The sequence below is a fragment of the Rhizobium altiplani genome, from assembly GCF_001542405.1.
In the GTDB taxonomy this organism is placed as follows: Bacteria; Pseudomonadota; Alphaproteobacteria; order Rhizobiales; family Rhizobiaceae; genus Rhizobium; species Rhizobium altiplani.
The window spans coordinates 252540-277025 of sequence record NZ_LNCD01000138.1 but is presented as its reverse complement, the minus strand read 5'-3'; the positions used below and the strand labels follow the sequence as shown (position 1 = coordinate 277025).

Below are 24486 nucleotides of genomic sequence, written 5' to 3'. Positions count from 1 at the left end.
ATGATGAATCACAAATCTGCTGATTTGATGTTGTGGAACGGCTCTGCTCCCACCCTATCCTGAAAAGAGGCCGAGCATCCTGTTCGGTAAACAGCTTGGAGCGTTCTTATGACTTTGATCACGACAATCGGTCTCGATACGGCCAAACAAGTCTTTCAGTTGCATGGAGTAGACAACGAAGGGACGACAATCCTTCGTAGGCAGCTTCGACGCTCTGAGGTTTTGAAGTTCTTCAGGAAGATCCCGTCGTGTGTCGTTGGATTGGAGGCATGCGGAGGCGCTCATTATTGGGCACGAGAGATCAAGGCTCTCGGACATGAAGTTCGGTTGATCCCACCTGCTTACGTGAAGCCCTATGTCAAAAGAGGCAAGAATGACGCGGCAGACGCTGAGGCGATATGCGAAGCTGTAGGTCGACCGTCGATGCGTTTCGTGCCGCTCAAGACCGTCGGCCAGCAAGCGACGGCTATGCTCTTGAAGGCAAGGGACCTGCTGGTTCGGCAGCGCACCCAAACGATCAACGCTTTGCGCGGTCATCTTACCGAACTGGGCATTACCACATCCAGAGGTGTGGGCAAGGTCGACGACCTTGCCGCAATCGTCCGTGACGAGGATGATGCCCGCTTGCCACCCTTGGCCCGCATCGCCCTGTTGCCCCTGACCCATCAGATAGAGGCCTACACGTCGGAGATCGTTAAGTTGGAGAAGCACATGATCCGCGAAAGCCGACAGGATGCGACATTGAGCCGGCTGACCTCAATTCCAGGTGTGGGTCCAATCACTGCCAGCTCCATCGCGGCATTTGTACCCGACCCAAAGGCCTTCAAGTCTGGGCGTCACTTTGCGGCTTGGATAGGCCTGACCCCGAAATCAAATTCCACAGGCGGGAAAACCAGATTGGGAAGAATCTCAAAAATGGGAAACCCGGTCTTACGATCTCTTTTGGTTGTGGGAGCGTCCGCCGTTATCCAGCACGCACGTCGAGGCGCAAAGGTCTCAGCCTGGCTGACTGAGTTGCTGAGGCGCAGGCCATATAAAGTCGCCGCCATTGCGCTGGCCAACAAGATGGCCCGCATTGTTTGGGCTCTTCTAGTGAGAGGTGGTCAATTCCATAGCACGGCGAACGAAACGATGGCGGCCTAGGACCGAATGCAGATCGCTTGTCGTCGCTGACAAGCTGAGGCCCAAGGTGCAAGATCAATGATGACCCCGAGGAAAGACATCCGGATTGGATCAAGACCGTGATTCCCAACGTGCTTCGAGCTCGCTGATTTGTTTAGGTCACTCCAGTCGCGAACGTCATCAAGGCCAGTAGCCCAATTGCTGCGCGAAAAGGCCGGACATATGGGCGCACCAGCCCTCGGAATATCAACGATTGAACACCTTGACCGCAGAGCCGTTCCACATATGGGAATCCCGCACCGATTCCGATAAGCAATGATCCGCTCTAGACCAGATCGCTCAGAAGCGAAAAGTTTTCGACAGGGCCGCGCGGCGGCGCGGCCATCCGTCAGACCCACGGATGACGTTGGTGACCACTTCGGCCCAAGCGGTTGCCTCCGCAAGACGCGCTACCTTATCTACGGCAAACTAGCCAAGCAACAGGACCACGACCATCCCCCAGATCGTCAGCAGCGTGTTGCCGATGGCATAGGTCACGGTGTAGCCGAGCGCGGGAACCTGGCTCTTCGCCGCGTCCGTGATCATGCCGAGCGCCGCCGTGGTGGTACGCGCTCCGGCGCAGGCACCGAACAGGATGGCCGGATCGAACTTGAACAGGTACTTGCCGGTGTACATCGCAAGGATCAGCGGAACGGACGTCGCAACCACGCCCCAGAGGAACAGGCTTACTCCAAGCTCCTTCAGCCCAGCGACGAAGCCGGGGCCGGCGCTGATGCCGACCACCGCGATAAAGACGTTGAGGCCGACCGAATTCATGAACCAGACGGTCGAGGACGGGATCCGTCCGAAGGTCGGATGCACCGAGCGAAGCCAACCGAAGACGAGGCCGGAAATCAGCGCGCCGCCGGCGGTGGACAGCGTCAGGGGCACACCACCGACGTTGAGGACGAACGCCCCGACCAATGCGCCAAGGACAATCGCGGCGCCAATGAAGGCGACGTCGGCGACGTCGGTGGCGCGATCGGGGTAACCGATGTCTTTCGTCGCCGCGGTGATGTCCTGCGGGCGCCCGACGAGGGTAAGAATGTCGCCGCGATGGATCTTGGTATCCGGCAGGATCGGGATCACGGTCGCGGTCGCACCGCGAACGATCTTGCGCAGGAATACGCCGCGCGTCGTAGGCGACTTGGCGAGTTCGGACAGCGTTTTGCCGTCGACCGCCTTGGACGTGACGTAGATGTCGACGCCCTCGGCGCGGACGTTCTGAAGCTCGGGATCGTTTACTTCCTCGGCGGCCTGGCCGAGCACCTCGACCAGCACGTCACGCGGACCGGCCACGGCGACGACGTCTCCGGCCTTGAGTACCGTATCGGCGGTCGCCTCCTCGATCCGCCCGTCACGGCGGATGCGCTCGACGAAAACGCGCGCGTTCGGCACCATCGCCTCGGCTTGCTTCGCGGTCATGCCGACGGCGCGGCCCTCCGGCTTGATAAGGTACGCCCTGAGTTCGAAGCGGTGCCAGGCCGATCCCGCTCCGCCGAACTCCGCCGCGGCGCTGTGGCGCGCCTCGTAATCCTTGCAGGCGGCGACGAGGTCGATTCCGAGGAGCCGCGGGCCAACCAGTGCCAGAATGACCGCCGATCCGGCGGTACCGAAGATATAGCTCACCGCGTATGCGATGGGCATCGCGTTGAGCGTCGCCTGGGTCTGTTCTGCCGCCAGTCCGAGCCGGTTTATCGCGTCGGTGGCAAGGCCCATGGAGGCAGAGATGGTCTGCGAGCCGGCATAGAGGCCGGCGGCCGAGCCGATATCGTAGCCGGCGAGCATCGCCACGATCACCGGGATCGCCAGACAATAGAGGCAGACAACCACGGAAAAGGCTGCCTGCGGCAGGCCGTCGGAAGCGATACCGCGTACGAACTGCGGCCCAACGCCGTAGCCGACCGCGAACAGGAACATCAGGAAGAAGACCGATTTGACGTTCGGCGATATGACGATGCCGAGCTGCCCGATGACCACGGCGGCGAGCAGGGTCGAGGTGACGGCACCGAGACCGAGACCCTTATAGGTGAACTTGCCAACGAAATAGCCGATCGCAAGCGACAGGAAGATGGCGATTTCGGGATATTTCTGAAGCGTTGCGGCAAACCATTGAAGCATGGTGGCGATCTCCGGCGTAGGATCTCTTCAGCTGCGTCTTTTACAAATCGAATTGCGTCCCGCCTAAGGCTGAGCCGTCTCGCCCTTGGCGGCGCGGTAGGCCTGCAGATAGCCTCGTGCCACCGCACGGATGGCCCTGCCGATCGAATCGTAGGCTTCGTCCGGCAAATTGGCGAAGGACACGCGTACCGACCAGTTGGGCGCATCGAAGCCGGATCCATTGAGGACGACGATGCCATGGTCCTCGGCTAGCTTGAAGGCGATATCGAGCGGATGAACGTTCTCCTTCACCCAGTCCGTCACCTCGTCGCCGACGTACTTACGTGCCCAATATTCATAGTCGATGATGCCGTAGTAGCGGTCGAAATAGGGGCGAGCCTTGAACTCGATCCCCATTCCGTTCATCAGCTTGTCGAACCGGCGCTGGCAGATGGCCATGCACGCCTTCTGATAGATTTTTTCCTCGTCCATCATTTCGACGAGGCCGAACAGCGACATCATCACCTGCTGTGGTAGCGACAGGCCGGCCGTGTGGTTTAGCGCCACATCGCGGCTGTCAGCAACGATGCGATCGATGAACTTGAGATCGCGGGGATGTGGCGTCAGAGCCTTGTAGCGTGCGTCGAGAAGCTTTTGCGTCGCAGCCGGCATCTCTCGGATCATCTTGTCGAAGATGTTGTCCTGGGCGACGGCGACGACGCCGAGGCGCCAGCCGGTGCATCCGAAATACTTCGAATAGGAATAGACGCCGATCGTGTTGTGCGGCAGATGGCCCATGACGGATTCGAAATTCGGCACGAAGGTGCCGTAGACGTCATCGGTCAGGATCATCAGGTCGGGGCGCTTTGTTTTGACGAATTTGACCAGCCGGGTCATGCTTTCCGGATCGATCGCGACCGCGGAAGGATTACCGGGATTGACGATGAACAGCGCCTTGACGGACTTGTCCGCGAGCGGCTTCAGGTCTTCTTCGGTCAACTGGAACCGGTCTTCCGCCTCCGCCGAAACATGGATCTGCTTCAGCGAATAGTCCTCGAGATGCGGCATTTCGAGATAGGGCGTGAAGATCGGTGTGACGAGCGCAATCGTATCGCCGGAGTTCAGAAGGCGCGCATTCTTGAGCGCCTTGAAGATATAGCACATGGCTGCGGTGCCGCCTTCGACCGGGTAGAGGTCGAATTTCGCGGTCGGGCGGTGGCCAGCGCACATGGCCCACATCAGATATTCATGAGTAATCGCTTCGTTGTGCACCAACGCGCGGTCGGGAACCGGATAGTGGTCGCCGATGATCGAATCCGTGAGTTCGTTGACGAACTTATCAGGCTCAAAGGCGAATTTCTTGATGGCGAAATCCACCACAGCGTCGAGCGTCTCAGCGCCGGGCGTGTCCGGATCGCCCTTGCGCTTTTCCACCCACGCCTTCAGCCGCTTGTAGCATCCATCGACGGGCGGCATTCCAGCGAGACCCGCTTCCTCATCGAAGGAAACACGCTTGGCCTCGGTCAGCGCGAACTGACCAAGAAGGAAGAAAGCTTCGCGCGCCTTGGTTGCGATCCAGTTGGGGTTGCCTCGCCCGGCGTTGAGATATGCACGACCCGACTTGTCGGCCTGAGCCAGCCTGATGAGTTCGTCCTTGATCTCAAAGGGGCTGAGATCGACAAATTTTGCGTAGATTCCCGCTTCCGTCATTATCATTCCTCCCACTGTGGTATGCCTGCCGGGCATTGGACACATCGAAATGCGGACTTCGAGTTCTGCTAGTTGGAATGGTATCCGATGAGATTGCAACGGCAAAGAATGTTACACCTTCAAGTGGGGTAGTATACGGTATCCTACACCCTTTAGGGCATGCATCACCGATGTGCGCTCACCCTATCTCGGCCGCATACCAATAAGAGCGCCGACAACCCCGACGCCACGGCGACAGTTGACGATTTTGATCCGGACGATTTCGGCGACGTAGTGAAGGGTTTCTCCCGTCTTCAAGCTTGGTTCTAGTACGGGACCTGGCGCCGTGGGCCAAGCGGGGAGCCATTTCGTCGGCACTTGGTTTCGAGCGGGTAAGGAGCGTACATGCATCGACCAAGCATGAGAAGCCGAAGGCGGCTGGAGACAGTTAGCCTGGCCACTCGTTCCCGAGAGCTGACATCTACAACACAGGGCGTCGCCTACCCTTGGGGCCGCGACGTCGCACCCGCTCCGAATGGGGCTGCCACAGCCGCCGAAATTGATCGCGCGATGGCCGCCTGGACGTCGAGAATGCTTCGACCCTTTATATTGACGTCGTAGTCGCTCGACCACACGACTGAACCGTCTGCCGCTCGGACCAGGCGTGCGATCGCTCGCATATCATCTTTCTCCAAACGGACGCTTCCACGTAGCGTATATGTCGGATTGGTCCTATTGCCGTCTGGTGTACCGTCCTGCACGATCACGATCGGCCCGTTTAACTTTACGAGATTGGCGACAATTGCATTGGTCAACCCGCTCAAGACCTCATCGGGGACCTTTGTTTGTCCATCGGTCGTGAAGCCATCGACCAATATTGTTGGCCCGTCGCCGCTCGTGAACGCCTGCTTCAAAACAGGGTTATCGCTTTCGGCAATTGACGCCATCACCACGGCAGCAAGTAAGATGAATACAGCACCGATCATGATCCCACGTAGCAATCTGCTTTCGCGCTTCGGCGGCTCGATTGACGCCTGCTCGATCGATGGCTTTGTAGCGGCAGAAACGCTTTGCGCTTCATCTTCAGTCCTGACGCTACACTCAATAGCGCGTTTCACGAGTATTGGAACGTAACTGCCAGTTGGAACGGTAATCAGCACCTCATCCATTGAGCCGCTCGTCAGATAGTAGCGCTCAAGAGCACTACGAAGCTGGCGTGCTGCCATTCGTACGCAAGGATCATTCTGCATATCGAATGAGGTGTCGCGTCCGAAGACGCTGGTTGCAATTGTGAAGGCCTTCAGATAGGCGGCGCGTCCTTCGAGTGTCTCGTTCACGATGAACTGCAAAAACCTGCGCCCGCGATCGGGGAGAATGAAGTCTGGGCTCGACAGTATGCGATCCAACTGTTCTCGGACCTCGGCGGGAGAGGGGTGCGAGTGTACGCCGTCGGGTTGACTTCTCATCTGGGTCCTTCCGACAAGTGGACAACTAGAGGCATGTCGATGCTAGATTATCGACATGTAGTGATATGGCAATTGGCTTCCTTGATCACGCCAAAAAAAAGGCCGCGCAATTTCACGGCGGCCAGAACGGGCACGGAAACAGAACATACCGTAATTTACTTCCGCGTGGGCGCGCGGTTGTTACACTGTTATCGGGTAGAGGATCGCCAATGGGGAAGGATTGGATAGAGGAGGACGGCTGCCGTGGGACCGCGCAATCTGGATTGCGTCGGTTGATGCTCAAGCTGCCTGCGCAACGCCAACTGCTCCAGAAACTGCCCGCGTCCGGTTCGTGGCCGTTCTTTTGCAATCTTCTTGAAGCCTACGATGAGGGTTGCGTCGCACTGGAAGCCTTCCGGCGTGATGGTGCTGACCGCTTTTATATCGAGGAGTACGAGACAATGGTCGCTGAATTGGAAGCTGATATCGTCAGGGACCTTGCGCGCGTCGTTTGGCCACCGGACGGGTAGAATAGGATGTCGGGAAAGACAGAGGCCGGGGGGAGGCTGCAGCGTGAAAACCATCGGTCGAGGAGGAAGTGAGTAGGTTACAGACGGTCTGCGGTATACTACCGTATTTTACTTCGTATGTTGCAGCCGTTGAGTGATCCTGAGTTCGGCCCGCTAGGGCTGTGATTCTGTACCGTCGAGCACGACGCCGGCTAGCTACGGCTCCGCTTCAGGGCTGACGGGACGGAATGCCAGATACCGGGTCTAGGCTACACTGCCGACAATAGTCCATTCGCGACCTGGGACTAATGCTGACGTTGGCCTGAAATGGATGGGGGTCGGTATGCGGCTCCGCTCGCCTTGCAGTGCCTTTAGAAGCTGGCGACCTGCAGCAGGCCACTCCAATCGTCTGTGCAGTGACAATTCGTCAACTGTAGCGAATCTTCAATAAGAGGGTGTTGGGAGCATCAGATGCCAAAAAAAACCGCAGACAATCAGTCTCTGCTGATGCATTCGGGGCGTGCCGACAACTGGCGCGAGGTCACGTCTCTGGCCGACGCGTGGGCCGCACAACGGGGAGGGCGGGAGGCGCTGGAGGCAGCGCTCGCCGCCATAGAAGCCGTAGAGGAATACCACGCTTATCCCGGTGCGCGATTGCGCCAAGCCCTGACCGAGCGCATTGCTTCAAACGACCCCAGCGGGGCGGCCAGACTGGCTCGGCGCATCTCCAACGGCCTTCTGACCGATGCCTATCGCAGCCGTCCCGAGGAGTGGGATGTCAATGACCACCTGTCGCCAAGCGAGGTGGTCGATATTATGCCGCCAGCCACCGGTGAGACTCGTGCTCATCGCCCCTATTTCGAGGTCCTGTTTGTCAACAGCCAACCTTCCGCACGATGGCCCGCCCTGGCCTCTGAGCTCCGCAGGATGCGCCGTCACGAGGATTCTTTCATCTATGAGCCCATCTTCGTCGGCTCCTTCGAGGATGCGGTCTGCGCGGCAGCATTGAACCCCTCTATCATCTCCGTCGTCCTTGCGGAGGGATTCCCTTACCGCTCGCGCCACGATGCGCCAGTGTTGCGCTCCGTACTCAATCCGCTGCTTGGCGAGGCGGAAAGCCCCGAGGTCTCGGCACTTCACTTGTCACACATATTGAAGCGGATCCGGCCGGAACTCGACATCTATTTGCTTTCCGACCGGCAGGTCGAGAAAATTGCCGGTGATCCGGCGGCGGATTCGATACGGCGCATCTTCTATTCCGTCGAGGAACCGCTGGAACTGCATCTCGCGATCATCGAAGGCGTGCAGGCACGGTACGAGACGCCCTTCTTCGACAACCTGAAGAAATATGCACGTCGGCCCATCGGTACATTCCACGCCCTGCCTATTGCTCGCGGCAAGTCTGTCTTCAAGTCGGACTGGATCCGCGACATGGGCGAATTCTATGGCCTCAACCTGTTCCTGGCGGAAAGCAGCGCGACAACGGGTGGCCTCGACAGCCTTTTGGAGCCTACCGGCAACATCAAGCGCTCCCAGGAAATGGCTGCCCGCGCCTTCGGCGCCGACCACGTCTTTTTCGTTACCAACGGCACGTCCACCTCCAACAAGATGGCCGTCCAGGCACTGTTGGCCCCGGGCGACATCGCGGTGGTCGACCGCAACTGCCACAAATCGCATCACTACGGCATGGTCCTAACGGGTGCGCAGCCATACTACGTCGAGGCTTTCCCGATGACGGAATACTCGATGTACGGGGCGGTGCCACTCGCCACCATCAAACGTGCATTGCTGGCCTTGAAAGCGGAGGGGCGGCTCAATCGCCTAAAGCTGCTTGACCTGACCAACTGCACCTTCGATGGGCACATGTACAACGTCAGGCGGGTGATGGAGGAATGCCTTGCCATAAAGCCGGATCTGATCTTCCTCTGGGACGAGGCGTGGTCGGGATTTGCCCGGTTCTCTCCCTTCCTGCGACCTCGAACCGCCATGGGAGCCGCGGCCGATATCGAGGAATGGTTGCGCGATCCCGCCTCCATCAGTGCCTATGAGAAGCAAAGCGTCAATCTCGGAGATAATCCTTCCGACGAGACACTTCTGGCCACCCGGCTCATCCCTGATCCGCGGCTTGTACGCCTTCGCGTCTATCAGACGAACTCGACGCATAAGTCGATGTCGGCGATCCGGCAGGGCTCAATGCTTCTCGTCAAGGATGTGGACTTTCATACGGTCGAAGCTCAGTTCCACGAGGCAGTCTTCACGCATGCATCAACGAGCCCCAACCAGCAACTGATCGCCAGCCTGGACGTCGCGCGTCGACAGATGGAACTTGAAGGCTATGGGCTGGTGATGAACGCGATCGAGATTGCGTTGAAGATCCGTCGGGCAATCAACGAGCATCAACTGATCTCGAAATACTTCCGTGTGCTCGGTGCCGATGAGATGATACCAGCCGCGTACCGCCAGTCGGGCTTCCAGGACTACCTCGCGCCCGGCTCGAACTGGGCCACCGCGGTCAAAGCGATGCAGGAGGATGAGTTCTATCTTGATCCGACGCGCATGACGCTTGTCTGCGGAACCGCTGGTTTCGACGGAACGCAATTCAAGGGATTGCTGGCGAGCGAGTACGGCATCCAGCTCAACAAGACGTCGCGCAATAGCGTGCTACTCCAGTCGAACATCAACAACACGCGCAGCGACGTGGCCCACCTGATCCGCGTTCTCGTCGAGATTTGTCTTGGCATTGAGAAGCGCCTCGCCGACGGTGGACAGGCAGAAAGAGCCGCCTTCGATGCGCGCGTCAAATCCCTGATGACTGACGTGCCGGACCTTCCCAATTTCAGCCATTTCCACGAAACCTTCCGCGGTGATGCGGGTAAAGCAACACCCGAAGGCGACATGCGGACCGCCTTCTTTAATGCCTACGACGCCGCGCGTTGCGAGTATGTGCCGCTGCTCGGTGCTGAGTGCGATCGCAGACTGCGGGAGGGACCGGAAATGATTTCGGCCAATTTCGTCATACCCTATCCGCCCGGGTTTCCGATCATGGTGCCGGGTCAAGTGCTGACGCAGGAGACGATCGATTTCATGCGCAAATTGGATGTGAAGGAGATTCACGGTTACGAGAGAGCCAGGGGGCTAAAATTGCTCAAACCGAAGGCTGCAGGCGCAAAGCGCTGAGCCATTGCTTCAGGAGCGCTGGCTTCGCGCTCTACAATGCCGCCCCGTCACGGCATGCCGTAGCGGGGCACTGCTGACTTCTGGCGTGCGGGCAGTTGGCAATCATATCTGGCCTGGAGAAGGGGAGAGGAGGCAGTCTGGTCATGTCTTGGGTCGCGCAATTCCTGGTTAAGTATCCGGAACTCGCAGTGTTTCTCGCAATCAGCATCGGATATTTGGTCGGGGGCATCAAACTCGGAGGTTTTACCCTCGGACCTGTCACAGGCTCCCTTTTTGCGGGCATCCTGATAGGTCAATTCGCAGACGTCCCGATTGCGGCCATGGCCAAATCCTTCCTGTTCCTTCTGTTTCTCTTCGGTATTGGCTACTCCGTCGGACCTCAATTCATGCAAGCCTTGAAGCGAGACGGTCTCAAGCCGGTGTTGCTTGCCGTCGTTGTATGTGTGACAGGCTTGCTGACGGCGGTAGCGGTTGCCAAGGCTCTTGGTCTCGATCCCGGCTTCGCGGCGGGACTCGTTTCGGGCGCGCTGACCGAAAGCCCGGCCATGGGCACGGCAACCGAGGCGATCAATGGGCTGGCGCTGACGGAAGCCGATCGCGCGAGGTTGGTGGCACACATCGCTGTCGCGGATGCGGTGTGCTATGTATTCGGCGCCGTTGGAGTGATCCTATTCTGCAGCGTCGTCGGCCCGAGGCTGATGCGCATCGATTTGCGTGCAGAGGCACTTAAGCTGGAGCAGGATCTCGGGATATCCCGCAAGACGCCCGGCGTGGCATCTGCCTGGCATCGCTTCGAAATGCGCGCGTATCGGATCGCGGACGCCGCGCCGATAGCCGGTGTGACACTGACGGCCGCGGAGGCGAAATTTCCCGAACACAGGCTTTTCATCCTGCGCCTGCGACGGGGGAGCACGATTATCGAAGCGGAGCCGCAGATGGTGATTGCTCCCGGCGATGTCGTGGCCGTCTCAGGGCCGAGGGAGGCACTCGTGGCCGTGCTTGGCCCGCGCGCCGAAGAGATCGAGGATCGTGAACTTCTTGATGTACCGATACTGGCCGCAGACGTGCTGTTGACCAGCCATGAGCTTGCGGGCCGAAAGATCGATGACATCGCCAAGGAGGGTTGGACACGTGGTCTATATCTGCGTGCCATCAGCCGTGGCGGCGCGGCGATCCCCGTAGGGCCGGGGATCCGCCTTGAGCGAGGCGACATTTTGCGCCTGGTCGGGCCGGAGGCGACGGTGTCGCGTGCGGAAAAGCAGATCGGTGTCGTTATCGCACCGATAACGACGACGGATTTCTTCGTTCTCGGTCTTGCGATATTCTTTGGTGGACTTGTCGGCATCCTCGTCACCTTTCCGATCGGCGACATGCGGATTTCGTTGAGCACGAGTGTGGGCACGCTGCTGGCGGGGCTGCTGGTTGGGCATCTGCGCACGCGCTTCCCCCTCTTCGGACGGATTCCAGATGCTGCTGTATCGCTTATGACCGCGCTCGGCCTCGCGGCGTTTGTCGCGATGACGGGGCTGCACGCTGGACCGCTGTTTGTTGCTGCAATCGCCGAAGCGGGGGTGGGGCTTCTGTTTGGCGGCATGATCGTCACCATTGCCCCGATGATTGTAGGGCTCTATTTCGGCCGCTACGTGCTTCGCATGAACCCCATCCTGCTACTCGGGGGGCTGGCCGGCGCGCAGACGATGACTGCCGGCATGGCGGCCGTCCAGGATCGATCGGGAAGTACCGTTGCGGTTCTCGGATACACACCGGCTGTACCCATCGGCCATATCCTGCTCACGACCTGGGGAACCGTGATCGTCAATATCGTCGCGAATTAACGGGTTTCCAAAAGCTACTCTCCGTGTCGATCGCAATTGTCAGCGGCCATGCATTATTGAACCGATGGCGATTTGGTCACTCTACCGCCCCCACGCCTCGCAGGCGCGATCAAGTGACAAAAGCGCCTGTCAGGCACGTAGCCTTTCCAACTAACCTTCGAGGTTCGTCTAATAGCTTCCGCGAACACGGCGACGGTTACAATGCCAAGGAAAATGCCTCCGGGCCCGCCATTTCGCGCAGCCGCGATTGAAACAGCACTTTCATCTCGCGGAAATCCTTGAAGCCCACATGGCGGACAAATCTTGAGACTGATGTCGGCGATACGCCACACAAGGTTGCAAGCGTCTTGCTGCTCTCGAAGGCGACGATCTCAGGATTCGCCAGCGCGAAGCGTGCCACCTGTCGAAGCTGATCGGGAAAATCCAACTGGCCGCTCGCAATCAACTGGTTGAGATGATGATAATTGTGCGGCGCCGTCCGCCGTGCGGAAATGTCTATCATGTTGACCTCGTGGGTTTTGTGGGGCGGAAGCGCAAGCGCTGCTTGTGCGGTCGCTTCCGCCACCATCGCGCCCTGGTCAGGCGCTCGTATCCGGACGACGCCTTGGCTCGCTGAGGTTGATGGCGGCGTTGCGCAACAGCTCGACCGATTTGCGCATTCCCTCCATCGGCGACATCATCATGTCCTCATGCTCGATCGACAGCACGTCGTCGTAGCCGACCTGCTTGAGCGCCGTACAGAACTGCCGCCACCAGGTTTCCCCATGGCCATAGCCAAGTGTGATGTAGTTCCAGGTACGTTCGGCGTAGCGGTCGCCGGGACGCGGGTCGAGCACGCCATCGATGGCCGCGGGCACCGGTTCGACGCGGGTATCCTTGGCGTGGACATAGTAAATGGCCGAACCGAGCTGGCGGACCGCGGCGATCGGGTCGGCGCCCATCCACATCGGATGGCTCGGATCGTAGTTGGCGCCTACGGTCTCGCCCACTGCATCGCGCAGCTTTATCAGCGTGTGGACGTTGTAGACGGCCTGGTGGCCATGCAGTTCGAGGCACAGCTTGTGGATGCCGAGGTTGTTGGAATAGGCGACCAGATCGCGCCAATAGGGGATCAGCTTTTCTTCCCATTGGTATTTCTGGATTTCGAGGCATTCCGGCGGCCAGTCGGTGATGATCCAGTTTGGATTGGCATCGCCGGGGCCGCCCGGCAACCCCGACATCAGGACGACGCGGTCGATGCCCAGGAGGCTTGCGAGCTTGATAGTCTTCTCCGTCACCTTGTGATGCTCGGCGCCCTTCGCCCCCGGATGCAGCGGATTGCCGGAGCAGTTCAGGGCGGCGATCGTCATGCCGTGATCCTTGACGGCAGCGACGAATTCCCGGCGTGTCGTGTCACTTTCGAGCATGGCATCGAGGTTGATATGAGGTGCGCTCGACCAGTTGCCGCAGGCAAATTCGAGCGTCTCCAGCCCGAGTTCGGCCGACGCCCGCAGCATGTCCTTGAACGACAAGCCGCCGAGGCTGTCGGTGATCATTCCTATTTTCATCGTATCAATCCCAGTCTTAGAACTTGATCGGTTCGAAGCGGCCGGACTTTGCCGACGCAAGGGCGGCTTCGCAGAGGATCATTGCCTTGCGCCCGTCGCTGGCGCCGACATCCGGCTTCTTGTTGGCAAGCACGCATTCGATGAAATGATCGAGTTCGGCGTAGTAGGAGTCCATGTAGCGTTCGACGAAGAAGTAGAGCGGCTTGTCGCGCGACACGGCCTCGGAGCCGAAGGCTTCGACCGAGGTCGGCATGCGGTTGCCGGCTCGCAGCATGCCGTTCGAACCGTGTACTTCGATGCGCTGGTCATACCCATAAACGGCGCGGACACTGTTGTTGATATGGCATTGGCGGCCGGAGGCGGTGCGCAGGACGAACATCGCGGTGTCGTAATCGCCGTGCTTGGCATAGTAGGGCAGTACCAGGCAGGATCCGGTCGCAAACAGCTCGACGGGCTCCTCGCCGAGCAGGTTGCGCGCCATGTCGAAGTCGTGGATCGTCATTTCGCGGAAAACCCCGCCGCCGCCGGCAAGCGCTTCCTCGGTCTCCGCCTCAGGGTCGCGGCTAGTGATGATCACCTGTTCAATGGAACCGATCTCGCCGGCATCGAGACGCTGCTTGAGGGCGCGGAAGCTGGGGTCGAAGCGGCGGTTGAAGCCGATCTGGAACAGCGCGCCGGCCTTTTCGATTGCCGCGAGGCACTGATCTGTCCGGCCAATGTCGAGATCGATCGGCTTCTCGCAGAAGATCGCCTTGCCCTTCGCCGCTGCCGCCATGGCAAGGTCGGCATGGGTCTTGGTGGCCGAGGCTATCATCACCGCCCTGATGGACGGATCCGAAAGCGCCGTCTCGGTGTCGACGATCGCCGCGCCTGTCTGCGCGGCGATGCGCTGCGCCGCTTCGGGGCGCGGGTCGACGATATAACGAAGCCGTGCCTTCGGATGGCGCGCAAGGTTTCCAGCATGGACGCTGCCGATCAGGCCGGCGCCAAACAAACAAAAGTCGATCATTTCAGGTACTCTCTCCTCGGGCCGGCTCCCCGGCCATTGATGGACAATGCGGACCGCGATCCGCGGCTATTTGACCGCTCCCATGGTCAGGCCACGCACTAGGTGGCGTTGTACGAGCAGGGCGAAGACGACGATTGGCAAGGCTCCGATCACCCCGGCCGCTGCCATGGATGCCCAGTCGGTGTCGATGCGGCCGATCAAAGTCGCCGTGCCGCGCGGCATGGTCATGGCCTTCGGGGTGGCGGTCAGTGCCAGGGCGAACATGAACTCGTTGAAGGTCACGATCACCGCGAAGATGGCGGTTGCGGCAATGCCAGGAGCCGCCAGCGGCAAGGTCACTCGGCGAAAGGCACCGAACCGGGAGTCGCCGTCGACCATGGCGGCCTCCTCGAGGTCGACCGGAATTTCTCGAAAGAAGCTTTCCATCATCCAGACGCAGAAGGTCACGTTGAAGGCGGTATAGGTGATGATCAGGCCGAGCCACTGGTCAAGCAGCCCGAGCCGCAGCATCAGCAGGTAGACCGGGATCAGGATCACCACCGGCGGCACGATGCGCAGCGTCAGCAACAGCAGGCCGATCTTGCGTTCCAGCAAGAACGGCAGACGAAAGCGCGCCATCGCATAGGCGCCCAGCGTGCCGAGAACCAAGGCGATGGAGACCGACACGGTTGTCACTACCAGCGAGTTGGTCAAATAGGCGCCGAAGTTCTTCTCAGAAAAGAGCCGCAGGTAATTGTCGAAGGTCGGCACATGGGGGTAGAGGGTGCCTTCCTGCGTGATTTCCTTGTTGGACTTAAGCGATGTCGAGACCAGCCAATAGATAGGAACCAGGACGATGAACACGATGAACGACGTCACACTGGCCCTTGCGAGACGGGAATTCATTCCTGAGCCTCCTTCTGAAGAAGACGGACGGCCGTAAGCGCCATGGCGAGCACGATCAGCCCGACAGTGACGAACATTGCCGAGGCGTATCCGGTTTGTTGAAACTTGAAGGCGGTATCATAGCCGTAGATCGAGACGAGCTTGGTCGCTTCGCCGGGGCCGCCGCGGGTCAGCACGAAGACCTGGTCGAAGGTTCCGAAGGCGTCGATCGTCCTGAGCACGATGGCGATAGCTAGCACCGGTCGCATCATCGGCAGGGTCAGATCGACGAAGCTGCGCCAAGCGCCCGCACCGTCGACGCGGGCCGCTTCGAACGGTTCCTGCGGCAGGGATTGCAGTCCTGCGAGCAGGATGAGGAACATCAGCGGCGTCCATTCCCAAACGTCGAGAACAACAAGACCAATGAATGCGTTGACCGGATCGCCAAGGATCTGGACCTGACCGCCGCCAATCGCCACGGAGAGGGCCGTAATCATGCCGGCGTCGCTGGCATAGATCAGACGAAACAGGATCGCCACCACGACAGGTGTGATCACCATCGGTATGATGAGCACCGTTCTGAGAAGTCGGATGCCTTTGAATTCGCGGAGGCAGAACAGTGCCAGCGCAAAGCCGAGCACGGTCTCGATCGCCACCGCCAGGAAAACGAACCTGATACTCACCCAAAGAGCGTTGAGGAACTGGTCGTCGCTCCAGAGGCGCACATAGTTATCCAGCCCGGCCCAGCCAACCGCCGCGCCGTAGCGGTAGGCTTGCGTGCTGGCGCGCAAGCCGTCCCAGAATGGATAGACCAGAACGCAGAGCACGACCAGGACCGCGGGTGCCAGCATCAGGTAGGGCAGGGCAAGATCTAGCCCGGCGCCCTGAAGCCGTTGTTTTGTCAGGATCTGGCCCTTCGGGTTCATTGATAGTGTCCCGCCCTTTGGGTTCATTGATAGTATCCCGCCTGAGCGAGGTATTCCTTGACCTCATTGGCCGCCGCGTCCATCGCGGCTCCGCCGCCAGAGCCGGCCTGAAGCGCCTTGTTGAGCTCGATGCCGAGCAGCTCCTCAACCTTTGCCCATTCCGGCATACGCGGCCGGGGCAGCGCGCCGGCGTCAAGCTGCTGGAGCGCGACCGGGATCAAACGATTGCCGGGCTTGGCGACGCCAAACGCACTGCGCTTGACCGGGATCATTCCGGCTTCGGCGACCTTCGCCTGGGTATCTGCGCTCGTATACCACTTGAGGAATTCGATCGCGTTGGCCTTGTTCGGCGCCGACTTCGGTACGCCGGCTATGAAGATCCCGAGCTGTGAAACGGCCTTCACCTGCTTCGGGACAACTCCGAAGTCGAGTTTGCCGACCACCTTGGACTGGGCCGGATCGTCGGACTTCAGTGCATTGCCGGAATACTGGATGATCGCGCCGGCATCGCCGCCAAGGATGGCCGCTCCTTCCTGATCGGAGTCGAATTCGACCACGCCCGCCGGAGCGTTCTGCTTCATGGTGCCGACGAAGAAGTCAGAGGCGGCCTTACCGGCTTCCGAGTTGAACGTCGGGTTCCACTTGTCATCGAAGAACTCGCCGCCGAACGACAGGAAGATCGAATACCAGCTGGTGACGATCGAGTTGCCAGCGACGCCGCGGAAGACGACCGGATACTTGATCTTGCCCGACGCAACGCCATCCCTTCCCTTGGAGATCACCTCGTCCCAGGTCTTCGGCGCGCCGTTGGTATAGACATCGTTGCGATAGGTCAGCGTCTGTAGATCGCCGATGAAGGGTGCACAGATCAGGGTCGGCGTTGCATCCTTGAATGCGGCGACACGCGGGCCGCTGCGTGGCGGCCAGAAGCCCATATCGATTAGCGGGCCGATCCAGTCCTTGTCATCGACGCCAAGGCCGGCGGCGCCCAGATCCTCGAGGACATTGGCTGCGCCGAATTGCGGCACCCACGGATCGTCAAGCAGATAGAGGTCGTATTGCCCCGCGCCGTTCTGGGCGTCGGCGAACCACTTCTCAAGGGTCACGCCGTATTCGTCTTCCAGGAAGTCGATGTCGAAGCCTGCTTCCTTGGCAAGCGGGATGATTTTCTGCTTGAAGGGGGTCAGGCCGCCATCGGCGAACGCGCCGATGATAACTTTCTTGCCGGCAGCCTTAGCAGGCGCCGGAATGACCAAGGTACCGATGCTGGTGGAGGCTAGCGCCAGCAAAACCGTTGCCTTGAGTAGGGAGCGGCGAGATGTCGTGAGGTAGGATTTATTATCGTCTGTCATGCTCTGTTCCTCTCTGTTTTTTCCACTCTATGAACAGCGGTTTTGCCAGCCGTATCGAAGAAGCAGGCATTGCCGGCATCGAATGAGACACCGATGTGGTCTCCCACCGACGCCCGGAAGCCGCGATCGGCGCGCACAGTCAGCCGCCCGCCGTCGACACGCACATCGACCAGGGTTTCGTTGCCCATCGGTTCGACCACGTAGATTTCACCGGCCATCGAGCCCGTGGCACCTGGCTCAGTCAGATGCAGATCTTCCGGCCGAATGCCGAGTTCCGTAACACTGGCCGCCCGGCAGGCGTCAAAACGCTCACCCCTGATCGCAAGGCGGGCGCCGCCGACGTGGATGTCTGTTCCGTCCGCCTTGACCGGCAGGACGTTCATCGGCGGATTGCCGACGAACGTAGCGACAAAGCGGTTGGCCGGGCGGTCGTAGACTTCGGCTGGCGCCGCCAGCTGCTGCAAATCACCGCCGTGCATGACGGCGATCAGATCTGCCATCGTGAGGGCTTCGGCCTGGTCGTGGGTGACGTATATCGTCGTTGAGCCGAGGCGCTGGCAGAGCCGTTTAATCTCGCCGCGCATGGTCAGGCGCAGACGGGCGTCGAGATTGGACAATGGCTCGTCCATAAGGAATGCCGTGGGATTGCGGACAATTGCACGAGCAAGGGCAACGCGTTGCCGCTGGCCGCCGGAAAGCTGGCGAGCGCGCCGGGTCAGTAGATGGTCGATCTCCAAGACCGCGGCGACCTCAGCGATCTTGGCCTTGCGCTCCTGATCGGGCATGCCGCGCAGCCACAGCGGATAGCCGATGTTTTCCTCAATTGTCATCTGCGGGTAGAGTGCATAGCTCTGGAACACCATGGCGATGTCACGATCGCGCGGCTGCAGCCGCGTGACATCGCGTTCGCCGATCAGCACCTGGCCGGCGGTCGGCATTTCGAGGCCAGCGAGAATGCGTAGCGCCGTAGTCTTGCCGCAGCCCGACGGACCTAGCAGTGCAAGGAAGGCGTGGTCGGGCACGCTGAGGTTGAGGGACTTCAGAACGTTGAACGCCCCGAAGCTCTTGACGACACCGTTGTAGCGGACGGAACTCATGGCCACCTCGTCAGGTTGTTTGGCAATTGGAACACGGGATACCTCAATCCGCGACGGTAAGCCCGGCCTCGATCGCCATGGCGCGAAGGTTGCGGTAGCCCATCGTTGCATAGGTGAGGGGATGGGCCTTGGCGGGATCCTGTTCGGCCTCGACAACCAGCCAGCCGGAATAACCGGCATCGGCCAGGATCTTGAGTAGCGTCGGATAATCCTGCGCGCCATCTCCCGGCACCGTGAAGATGCCTTCCATCACGGCGTGCATGAAGCTCCAGTCTTCGGCGCGGGCGCGCTTCAGGATCTCCGGCCGGACATCCTTGCAGTGCACGTGGACGACGCGGGCGACGTGGTGCTGGAGCAACGCCTTCGGGTCGCCACCGGAAAAGGCGCAGTGACCGGTGTCGTAGAGCAGGCCGAAGGCCTCGCCGGTATTGGCCATCAACTTGCCGATCTCGTCGTCGGTTTCGACGATCGTGCCCATGTGATGGTGGAAGGCCATCCGCACACCGAAATCGGCAAAACGTTCCGACAGCGTGGTGATCTTGGCGCCGTAAGCTTTCCACTCGTCGTCGGCGAGATGCGGACGTTGCGAGATCGGGTCGTGGATGGCGCCGTGGCGGCCGCGCGAGGTGTCGGCGTAGACCACATGCTTGGCGCCGAGGTCACGCAGCAGCGTCAGATGCGGCAGGATCGCCTCGAATTCCTGATCGATGTCGTGGTCGAGGATGCGGCCATCATACCAGCCGGAGACGAGGTCGAGCTGATGCTGCTCGAGGATCGGGCCAAGCTCAGCGCTCTTGCGCGGGAACTTGCCGCCGAGCTCCGTGCCCGCAAAACCCGCCTTGCGTGTTTCCGACAGGCACACCTCCAGAGGGGTGTCTCCACCGAGTTCCGGCACGTCGTCATTCGTCCACGTGATCGGATTGATGCCAAGCCTTACTGTCATACGAGTTGTCTTTCCAATAATAGATGCTTCACTTGACGCTTCCTCTTCCTCGCAGTTGAGGGTCGCCCTACTACGCTGGCTGGAGGGCCGCATGTCGAAAACCGGTTTGATTCGACCAACTGCACGCAAGGATGGTGGGGAGATGCATCTCAAGGTGCACGCCGAACCCTCCCAGCCGCGCTACCTCAATGCGAGTGTAGATCCCCCTCCAGAAATCACCCTCGATCTGCGGCTAGACTACACCTATCTGTAACCTGCACGAGTTCCAGTTTGGCGGAAAAATTAGGAACCAGTTGCCAGTGGTCGTCGGAACACGTAGCGTGTCACTTCGTCTGGTCCACGTCAGGAAACGCCTGTGTCCTCCGCACGCTGTCTCCGCCAATCTTTTCCCCTCGACATGCTTGCTGTCGATCGAACCAGCGAGATGTCCCTGCATCGGCAGCTGCACCGCGCGCTGGTGAAGATGATCCAGGACAGGACGCTTGCCGCCGGTACGGCCTTGCCGTCGACGCGCGAACTCGCTGCCGATCTGGCTTTGGCCCGCAACACTATCATCGCGGCCTATGACCAGCTCGTCACCGAGGGCTATCTCGTCAATCGACAGGGCGCTCGCTATGTCGTGGTGGATCTCCCTCTGTTGCCGAAATTGCAGACCCCGTCGCTGATCATCCCAAGCGAGCGCACTCTGTCGGTGCGAGGCATGGCATTGATGCACCAGCCGTTCCACCATGGATCGCCGGGATGCTTCGCCTTTCATCCGGGCATGCCCGACGCTCACAACTTTCCCTTTGGCGTCTGGGGTCGCCTGCTGGCGCGGCGGGCCAGCTTCGCCGGCGACAGCTTGTTCGGGACCTACCACGTAACAGGCTTGCCTGAACTGAAGGAGGCGATCGTCGGTTACCTGGCCTCCTCGCGCGGTGTCATCTGTACCAAGGAGCAGATCGTCATAACAACAGGAGCACAAGCGGCCTTCGATCTTCTGGCGCGCCTGCTGCTCGATCCCGGCGATCGGGTGTGGATGGAAGAGCCAGGCTACTACGGCGCCAAGGCGGCCTTCACTGTCGCTGGAGCCGATGTCCGTCCCATGCCGGTCACCCTCGAGGGATGGCAGATGGGCCGGCCTCCGAAAAACATCCGGCTGATTTATGTGACACCGGCCTGCCAGCATCCCCTTGGCACCTCAATGCGCATGGACCAGCGGCTGCAGCTGCTGGAGCTCGCGGAAAGAAGCAATGCCTGGATCATTGAGGACGATTTCGACGGCGAATATCGCTTCCAGGGGCGACCGGTTCCCGCCGTGCATGGAATGGATCGCTCCGGCAACGTCATCTACGTCGGCACCTTCGCAAAACTACTCTTTCCGGCGCTTCGTCTCGGCTTCATGGTCCTGCCACCGGGCCTCTGCGATCGCATCCACCCCGCCCTCAGCACAACAGGACAGTTTCCGCCGCTCTTCCTGCAGGCAGCGCTCGCCGACTTCATCGTCGAGGGACACATGAGCCGGCACCTGAAACGCATGCGCCGGATCTATGCTGGCCGCCGGCAATTCTTCTATTGGATCTGCGAGGAGCGGCTTTCCGACTACATGGAGTTGCTGAACGCAGAAGCGGGCATTCAGGTCGTTGGGCACTTGCGCAAGGGCCTGAGCGACATCAAGATCAGCGAAGCCGCGACAAGGCTCGGCATCAATGTTTCGCCACTGTCGAAATACTATCAGCATGAGACACCCATCCAAGGGCTCGTGCTGGGATACGCCGCCTGTAACAAGGCACAAACGGAACTGGGGATCGGCCAGCTGGAGCGAGCTTTCGCGGAACATGTCAGCGTTCCGTCCCATTCCTTGGGATAGTGGTACCATCAAACTTGATTGAAACGGCACTTCTGAAGATACCGAAATCTGAGTAGCTTTCCTTCAACAGCAATCGCTTACATGGGAGAGTTGCGATGTACTACTATGGGCAGGAAGAAATCGATGCGCTGGCAAATGTCATCCGATCAGGCGTCCTTTTTCGGTATCACGAAGGTAGCCAGTGCGAGAAGTTCGAGAGACGCTATTCCAACTTTCTCGGGGTCAAGCATTTCTCGTTGGCGGTGAGTGGCTCTTACGCCCTTTCGGCCGGACTGATGGGCCTCAACATCGGTCCGGGTGATGAGGTGATCATTCCCGCCCACACCTATATGGCGACCGCAACGTCGGTTCTCGCTGTTGGCGCGATCCCGGTAATCGTCGACATCGACGAGAGCGTGACGATCAGTCCGAAGGCCATCCGCGCAGCCATCGGGCCGCGAACGAAGGCCATCATCCCCGTGCATATGTGGGGTGCCGCCTGTGACATGGACGAGATCATGGCTATCGCGGAGGAGTTCAACCTCTTCGTGCTGGAAGATTCCTGCCAGGGCGTTGGCGGCTCTTACAAAGGACGCAAGTTCGGCTCGATCGGCCATGCCGGCGCGTTCAGTTTCAACTACTTCAAGAACATGAGCTGCGGCGAGGGTGGTGGTCTTGCCACCAATGATCCCCAGGTCGCCGAAAGGGTGCGATGCGCCATCGATCCGTGCCACTACTATTGGCAGGGCCGAACCGACAGCATAAAGCCGTTTGCAAGTAACGGCGCCCGTGCCTCGGAATTCATGGGGGCGCTCCTCAACGTTCAACTCGACCGCATCGACGGGTTGATCTCCAGCATGCGCAGGGAGAAGAAGCGCATCATCGCCGGTACTGCGAGCCTCGACAATCTCGGCCTCAGATTGAGCCCGATGAACAGTCCGGACCACGATTGCGCAACACACGTCATGTATCTCCTGCCTAGCGCGGAGGCAGCAAACCGGTTCGTCGAAGTGTTCCCGGCCGTAATCGCCGGCAAGACCGGCCGCCACACCTATACCGAATGGGACCAGGTGCTGCAGCACGAGGGCGCTTTCCATCCGATCCTCAACCCCTACAATCTGATTGAAAACCGCGAATGCCGTCGCGAATATTCGCGAGACATGTGTGCCTCATCGCTGGATATCCTGGCTCGCACGGTCATGGTCCCGACCGATCCGCTCCGAGCACCGGAAAAGACCGCCGATATCATCCATGACATTGCGGAAGCTGCACGTATCGCACTCACCAACGCTGCCCCGGCGTCCGCCATCGTTCGCACGTCCGGCGCCGTCGATATTCAGAAATACACCTGAGGGGCTGCATTCCAGCGGGGCTGCGTTGCTTAATCACATTCATGCAACGCAGCCCCTGTCTTTTGACCGCAGGCTTTCCTGGAACGCGGCCCTGAGTCGCTCCAGTCCTTTTTGCCGCTCGGTTGCGCCAACACCGGTATAGCCCATGATGATCCCCTGTTCCGGCGGCGAATGGCGGTAATGCGGCGAAAGTGGGCTGACGTCGACCGCGTGCGCGGCCGCCAACCCGCAGAATTCCAGGTCCGACATGGGCATCTTGAACCGGCCCACAACTTGCATGCCGGTATCGATCTGTTCGACCGACAGCCATTCGCCGAGATAGGCGTTGCATTCCCCGACGAATTCGGCCTGACGCTCGGCATAAATGCGTCGCATCTTTGCGAGGTGCTTTGCAAAGAAGCCCTCCTCGATAAAATCGGCAAGTGTCGCCTGCAGCAGAAGAGGCGGGTGTTTGCCGGTTATGCTGACGGCCGCGTCGAACGCTTGGCTCAGGCGCGCCGGCACGACGACAAAACCGATGCGGAGAGCAGGAAACATCGTCTTGCCGAACGTGCCGACGTAAAGAACCGTGCCGCTTTTGTCGAGGCCCTGCATGGCAGGGATCGGTTTGCCGCGATAGCGATACTCGCCGTCATAGTCGTCTTCAATAATCCACGCGTTCAGGTTTTCTGCCGCGTTCAACAACTCGAGGCGATTTTCAAGGCGCATCGCGAGCCCCATCGGCCATTGACAGGATGGCGTGACAAAGAAGAGCCTGGGATTCTGCTCGAAGGTGGTGCGAACGGACCATCCATCGCGGTTGACGTAGAGCGGGATCGGAACACCACCGGCCGCCAGCATCGCGCTGAAGGCGCCGGAATAACCGGGCTCCTCGTAGCAGAAGGCGTCACCTTCATCGAGGAGAAGCCGCGCGCAGAGGTCGAAGGCCGACTGCGCCCCGGTAACGATGATGACTTGCGACGGGGTGCACTCGACGCCGCGCGAAACCCCGAGATAGTTGGCAATTGCCGTTTGTAGTCTCGGGTGACCCGAGAGCGAATGATAGCCAAAGATCTCCTCGTGAGGGTAGCGGGCATGCCTCTTCAATAGGCGGGCCCATGTGGAAAACGGAAACTCCCGAATATCGGGAAAGCCCGGATGAAAAGCGATTTGCCCGGGAACCGTCTGATCCTTCGGCTGGCGGACAATGACGTTGCCGCGCCGCGACAATTGCGGAAGATGCAGTTCGTCCTGCTGGGAGTCCGGTTTCTTGGTCGGTTCCGGCAGATCGCTGATCCACGTTCCCGAGCCTGACCTGCATTCGACATAACCCTCCGCAAGCAAGGCGTCATAGGCGGCGATCACAGTATTGCGGCTGATGTGTAGCTCGTCGGCAAGCGTGCGGCTGGAGGGCAGCCGCGTGTTAGCCTTGAGCTTCCCGCTCAGGATCAGACGGGTCAGTTCGTTGTAAAGCTGGCGGTGGAGCGCCGTCTCGGCGTCGGCGTCAAGCGTCAGCATATCTAGGGAAAACTGAATTCGCTTTCGCATGAAGTGGCACCATCAAAAATCGCGAATTTGTCCCTTTTGCTGGGGTCATTATCGACGTTAAATTTTCTCCGTCAACTATTCCGCTCCGGCCCGGCGCCGAGCCGGGTCGGCAAAGCCGGGGGTAC

The 24486-nt window shown here is 59.8% G+C and carries 19 protein-coding genes; 7 read left to right on the top strand and 12 right to left on the bottom strand.

Translation table 11 applies throughout. The features are described 5' to 3' along the window. The first annotated feature begins 108 nt into the window (after positions 1-108). A complete protein-coding gene (locus AS026_RS34560; protein ID WP_062370584.1) occupies positions 109-1143 on the top strand; it encodes an IS110 family RNA-guided transposase in 1035 nt (344 codons plus the stop codon). Positions 1144-1590: 447 nt separating this feature from the next. Here AS026_RS34560 and aspT (AS026_RS34555) read toward each other — a convergent pair whose 3' ends face one another. The 3 genes from aspT (AS026_RS34555) to AS026_RS34545 all read right to left on the bottom strand — a co-directional run bounded on the left by aspT (AS026_RS34555) (position 1591) and on the right by AS026_RS34545 (position 6119). Beyond that, positions 1591-3282, bottom strand: a complete 1692-nt coding sequence (gene aspT, locus AS026_RS34555; RefSeq protein ID WP_062375308.1) for an aspartate-alanine antiporter — start codon at positions 3280-3282, stop codon at positions 1591-1593. Positions 3283-3345: 63 nt separating this feature from the next. After that, positions 3346-4971: a bifunctional aspartate transaminase/aspartate 4-decarboxylase gene (locus AS026_RS34550; protein WP_062375306.1), complete on the bottom strand. Its 1626-nt coding sequence runs from the start codon at positions 4969-4971 to the stop codon at positions 3346-3348. A gap of 479 nt (positions 4972-5450) precedes the next feature. Next, positions 5451-6119, bottom strand: coding sequence for a hypothetical protein (locus AS026_RS34545; RefSeq protein ID WP_245307726.1), 669 nt, complete (start codon positions 6117-6119; stop codon positions 5451-5453). 362 nt (positions 6120-6481) lie between these two features. Between AS026_RS34545 and AS026_RS34540 the strand changes: the two genes are divergently transcribed. The 3 genes from AS026_RS34540 (at position 6482) to aspT (AS026_RS34530) (ending at position 11916) form a co-directional block, all read left to right on the top strand. Continuing rightward, positions 6482-6925 carry a hypothetical protein gene (locus AS026_RS34540; protein WP_245307724.1) on the top strand — a complete coding sequence of 148 codons (444 nt, stop codon included), beginning with the start codon at positions 6482-6484 and terminating at the stop codon, positions 6923-6925. Positions 6926-7375: 450 nt separating this feature from the next. After that, positions 7376-10081: an aminotransferase class I/II-fold pyridoxal phosphate-dependent enzyme gene (locus AS026_RS34535; RefSeq protein ID WP_062375298.1), complete on the top strand. Its 2706-nt coding sequence runs from the start codon at positions 7376-7378 to the stop codon at positions 10079-10081. Between the two features lie 143 nt (positions 10082-10224). Next, positions 10225-11916, top strand: coding sequence for an aspartate-alanine antiporter (gene aspT / locus AS026_RS34530; protein ID WP_062375294.1), 1692 nt, complete (start codon positions 10225-10227; stop codon positions 11914-11916). A 196-nt stretch (positions 11917-12112) separates the two neighbouring features. Here the strand turns inward: aspT (AS026_RS34530) and AS026_RS34525 are convergent, their stop codons facing one another. The 8 genes from AS026_RS34525 to iolE form a co-directional block, all read right to left on the bottom strand. Next, entirely contained in the window at positions 12113-12418 is a 306-nt protein-coding gene (locus tag AS026_RS34525; RefSeq protein ID WP_062375367.1) for a MurR/RpiR family transcriptional regulator, read from the bottom strand. A 76-nt stretch (positions 12419-12494) separates the two neighbouring features. Then, positions 12495-13463: a sugar phosphate isomerase/epimerase family protein gene (locus AS026_RS34520; protein WP_062375292.1), complete on the bottom strand. Its 969-nt coding sequence runs from the start codon at positions 13461-13463 to the stop codon at positions 12495-12497. A gap of 16 nt (positions 13464-13479) precedes the next feature. Continuing rightward, entirely contained in the window at positions 13480-14472 is a 993-nt protein-coding gene (iolG, locus tag AS026_RS34515) for an inositol 2-dehydrogenase (RefSeq protein ID WP_062375290.1), read from the bottom strand. Between the two features lie 66 nt (positions 14473-14538). Beyond that, entirely contained in the window at positions 14539-15330 is a 792-nt protein-coding gene (locus AS026_RS34510; protein ID WP_160330134.1) for a carbohydrate ABC transporter permease, read from the bottom strand. 23 nt (positions 15331-15353) lie between these two features. After that, positions 15354-16262 carry a carbohydrate ABC transporter permease gene (locus AS026_RS34505; RefSeq protein ID WP_062375287.1) on the bottom strand — a complete coding sequence of 303 codons (909 nt, stop codon included), beginning with the start codon at positions 16260-16262 and terminating at the stop codon, positions 15354-15356. Positions 16263-16285: 23 nt separating this feature from the next. After that, positions 16286-17614: an extracellular solute-binding protein gene (locus AS026_RS34500; protein WP_062375285.1), complete on the bottom strand. Its 1329-nt coding sequence runs from the start codon at positions 17612-17614 to the stop codon at positions 16286-16288. After that, positions 17611-18711, bottom strand: coding sequence for an ABC transporter ATP-binding protein (locus tag AS026_RS34495; protein ID WP_062375283.1), 1101 nt, complete (start codon positions 18709-18711; stop codon positions 17611-17613). Before AS026_RS34495 ends, AS026_RS34500 begins: the two co-directional genes overlap by 4 nt. 43 nt (positions 18712-18754) lie before the next feature. Beyond that, positions 18755-19654 carry a myo-inosose-2 dehydratase gene (gene iolE / locus AS026_RS34490; RefSeq protein WP_062375280.1) on the bottom strand — a complete coding sequence of 300 codons (900 nt, stop codon included), beginning with the start codon at positions 19652-19654 and terminating at the stop codon, positions 18755-18757. Between the two features lie 91 nt (positions 19655-19745). Between iolE and AS026_RS42155 the strand changes: the two genes are divergently transcribed. The 3 genes from AS026_RS42155 to AS026_RS34480 all read left to right on the top strand — a co-directional run bounded on the left by AS026_RS42155 (position 19746) and on the right by AS026_RS34480 (position 22834). Beyond that, on the top strand, positions 19746-19907 hold the full coding sequence (locus AS026_RS42155; protein ID WP_160330133.1) for a hypothetical protein: 162 nt from the start codon (positions 19746-19748) through the stop codon (positions 19905-19907). Positions 19908-20009: 102 nt separating this feature from the next. Continuing rightward, positions 20010-21503 (top strand): rhizopine catabolism transcriptional regulator MocR, encoded by a 1494-nt coding sequence (gene mocR, locus AS026_RS34485; protein WP_100248233.1) that lies wholly within the window; start codon positions 20010-20012, stop codon positions 21501-21503. Between the two features lie 95 nt (positions 21504-21598). Continuing rightward, positions 21599-22834: a DegT/DnrJ/EryC1/StrS family aminotransferase gene (locus AS026_RS34480; protein WP_062375278.1), complete on the top strand. Its 1236-nt coding sequence runs from the start codon at positions 21599-21601 to the stop codon at positions 22832-22834. Between the two features lie 39 nt (positions 22835-22873). Here the strand turns inward: AS026_RS34480 and mocR (AS026_RS34475) are convergent, their stop codons facing one another. Continuing rightward, complete coding sequence (gene mocR / locus AS026_RS34475; RefSeq protein ID WP_100248232.1) at positions 22874-24361, bottom strand: rhizopine catabolism transcriptional regulator MocR; 1488 nt, start codon at positions 24359-24361, stop codon at positions 22874-22876. Positions 24362-24486 lie beyond the last annotated feature (125 nt).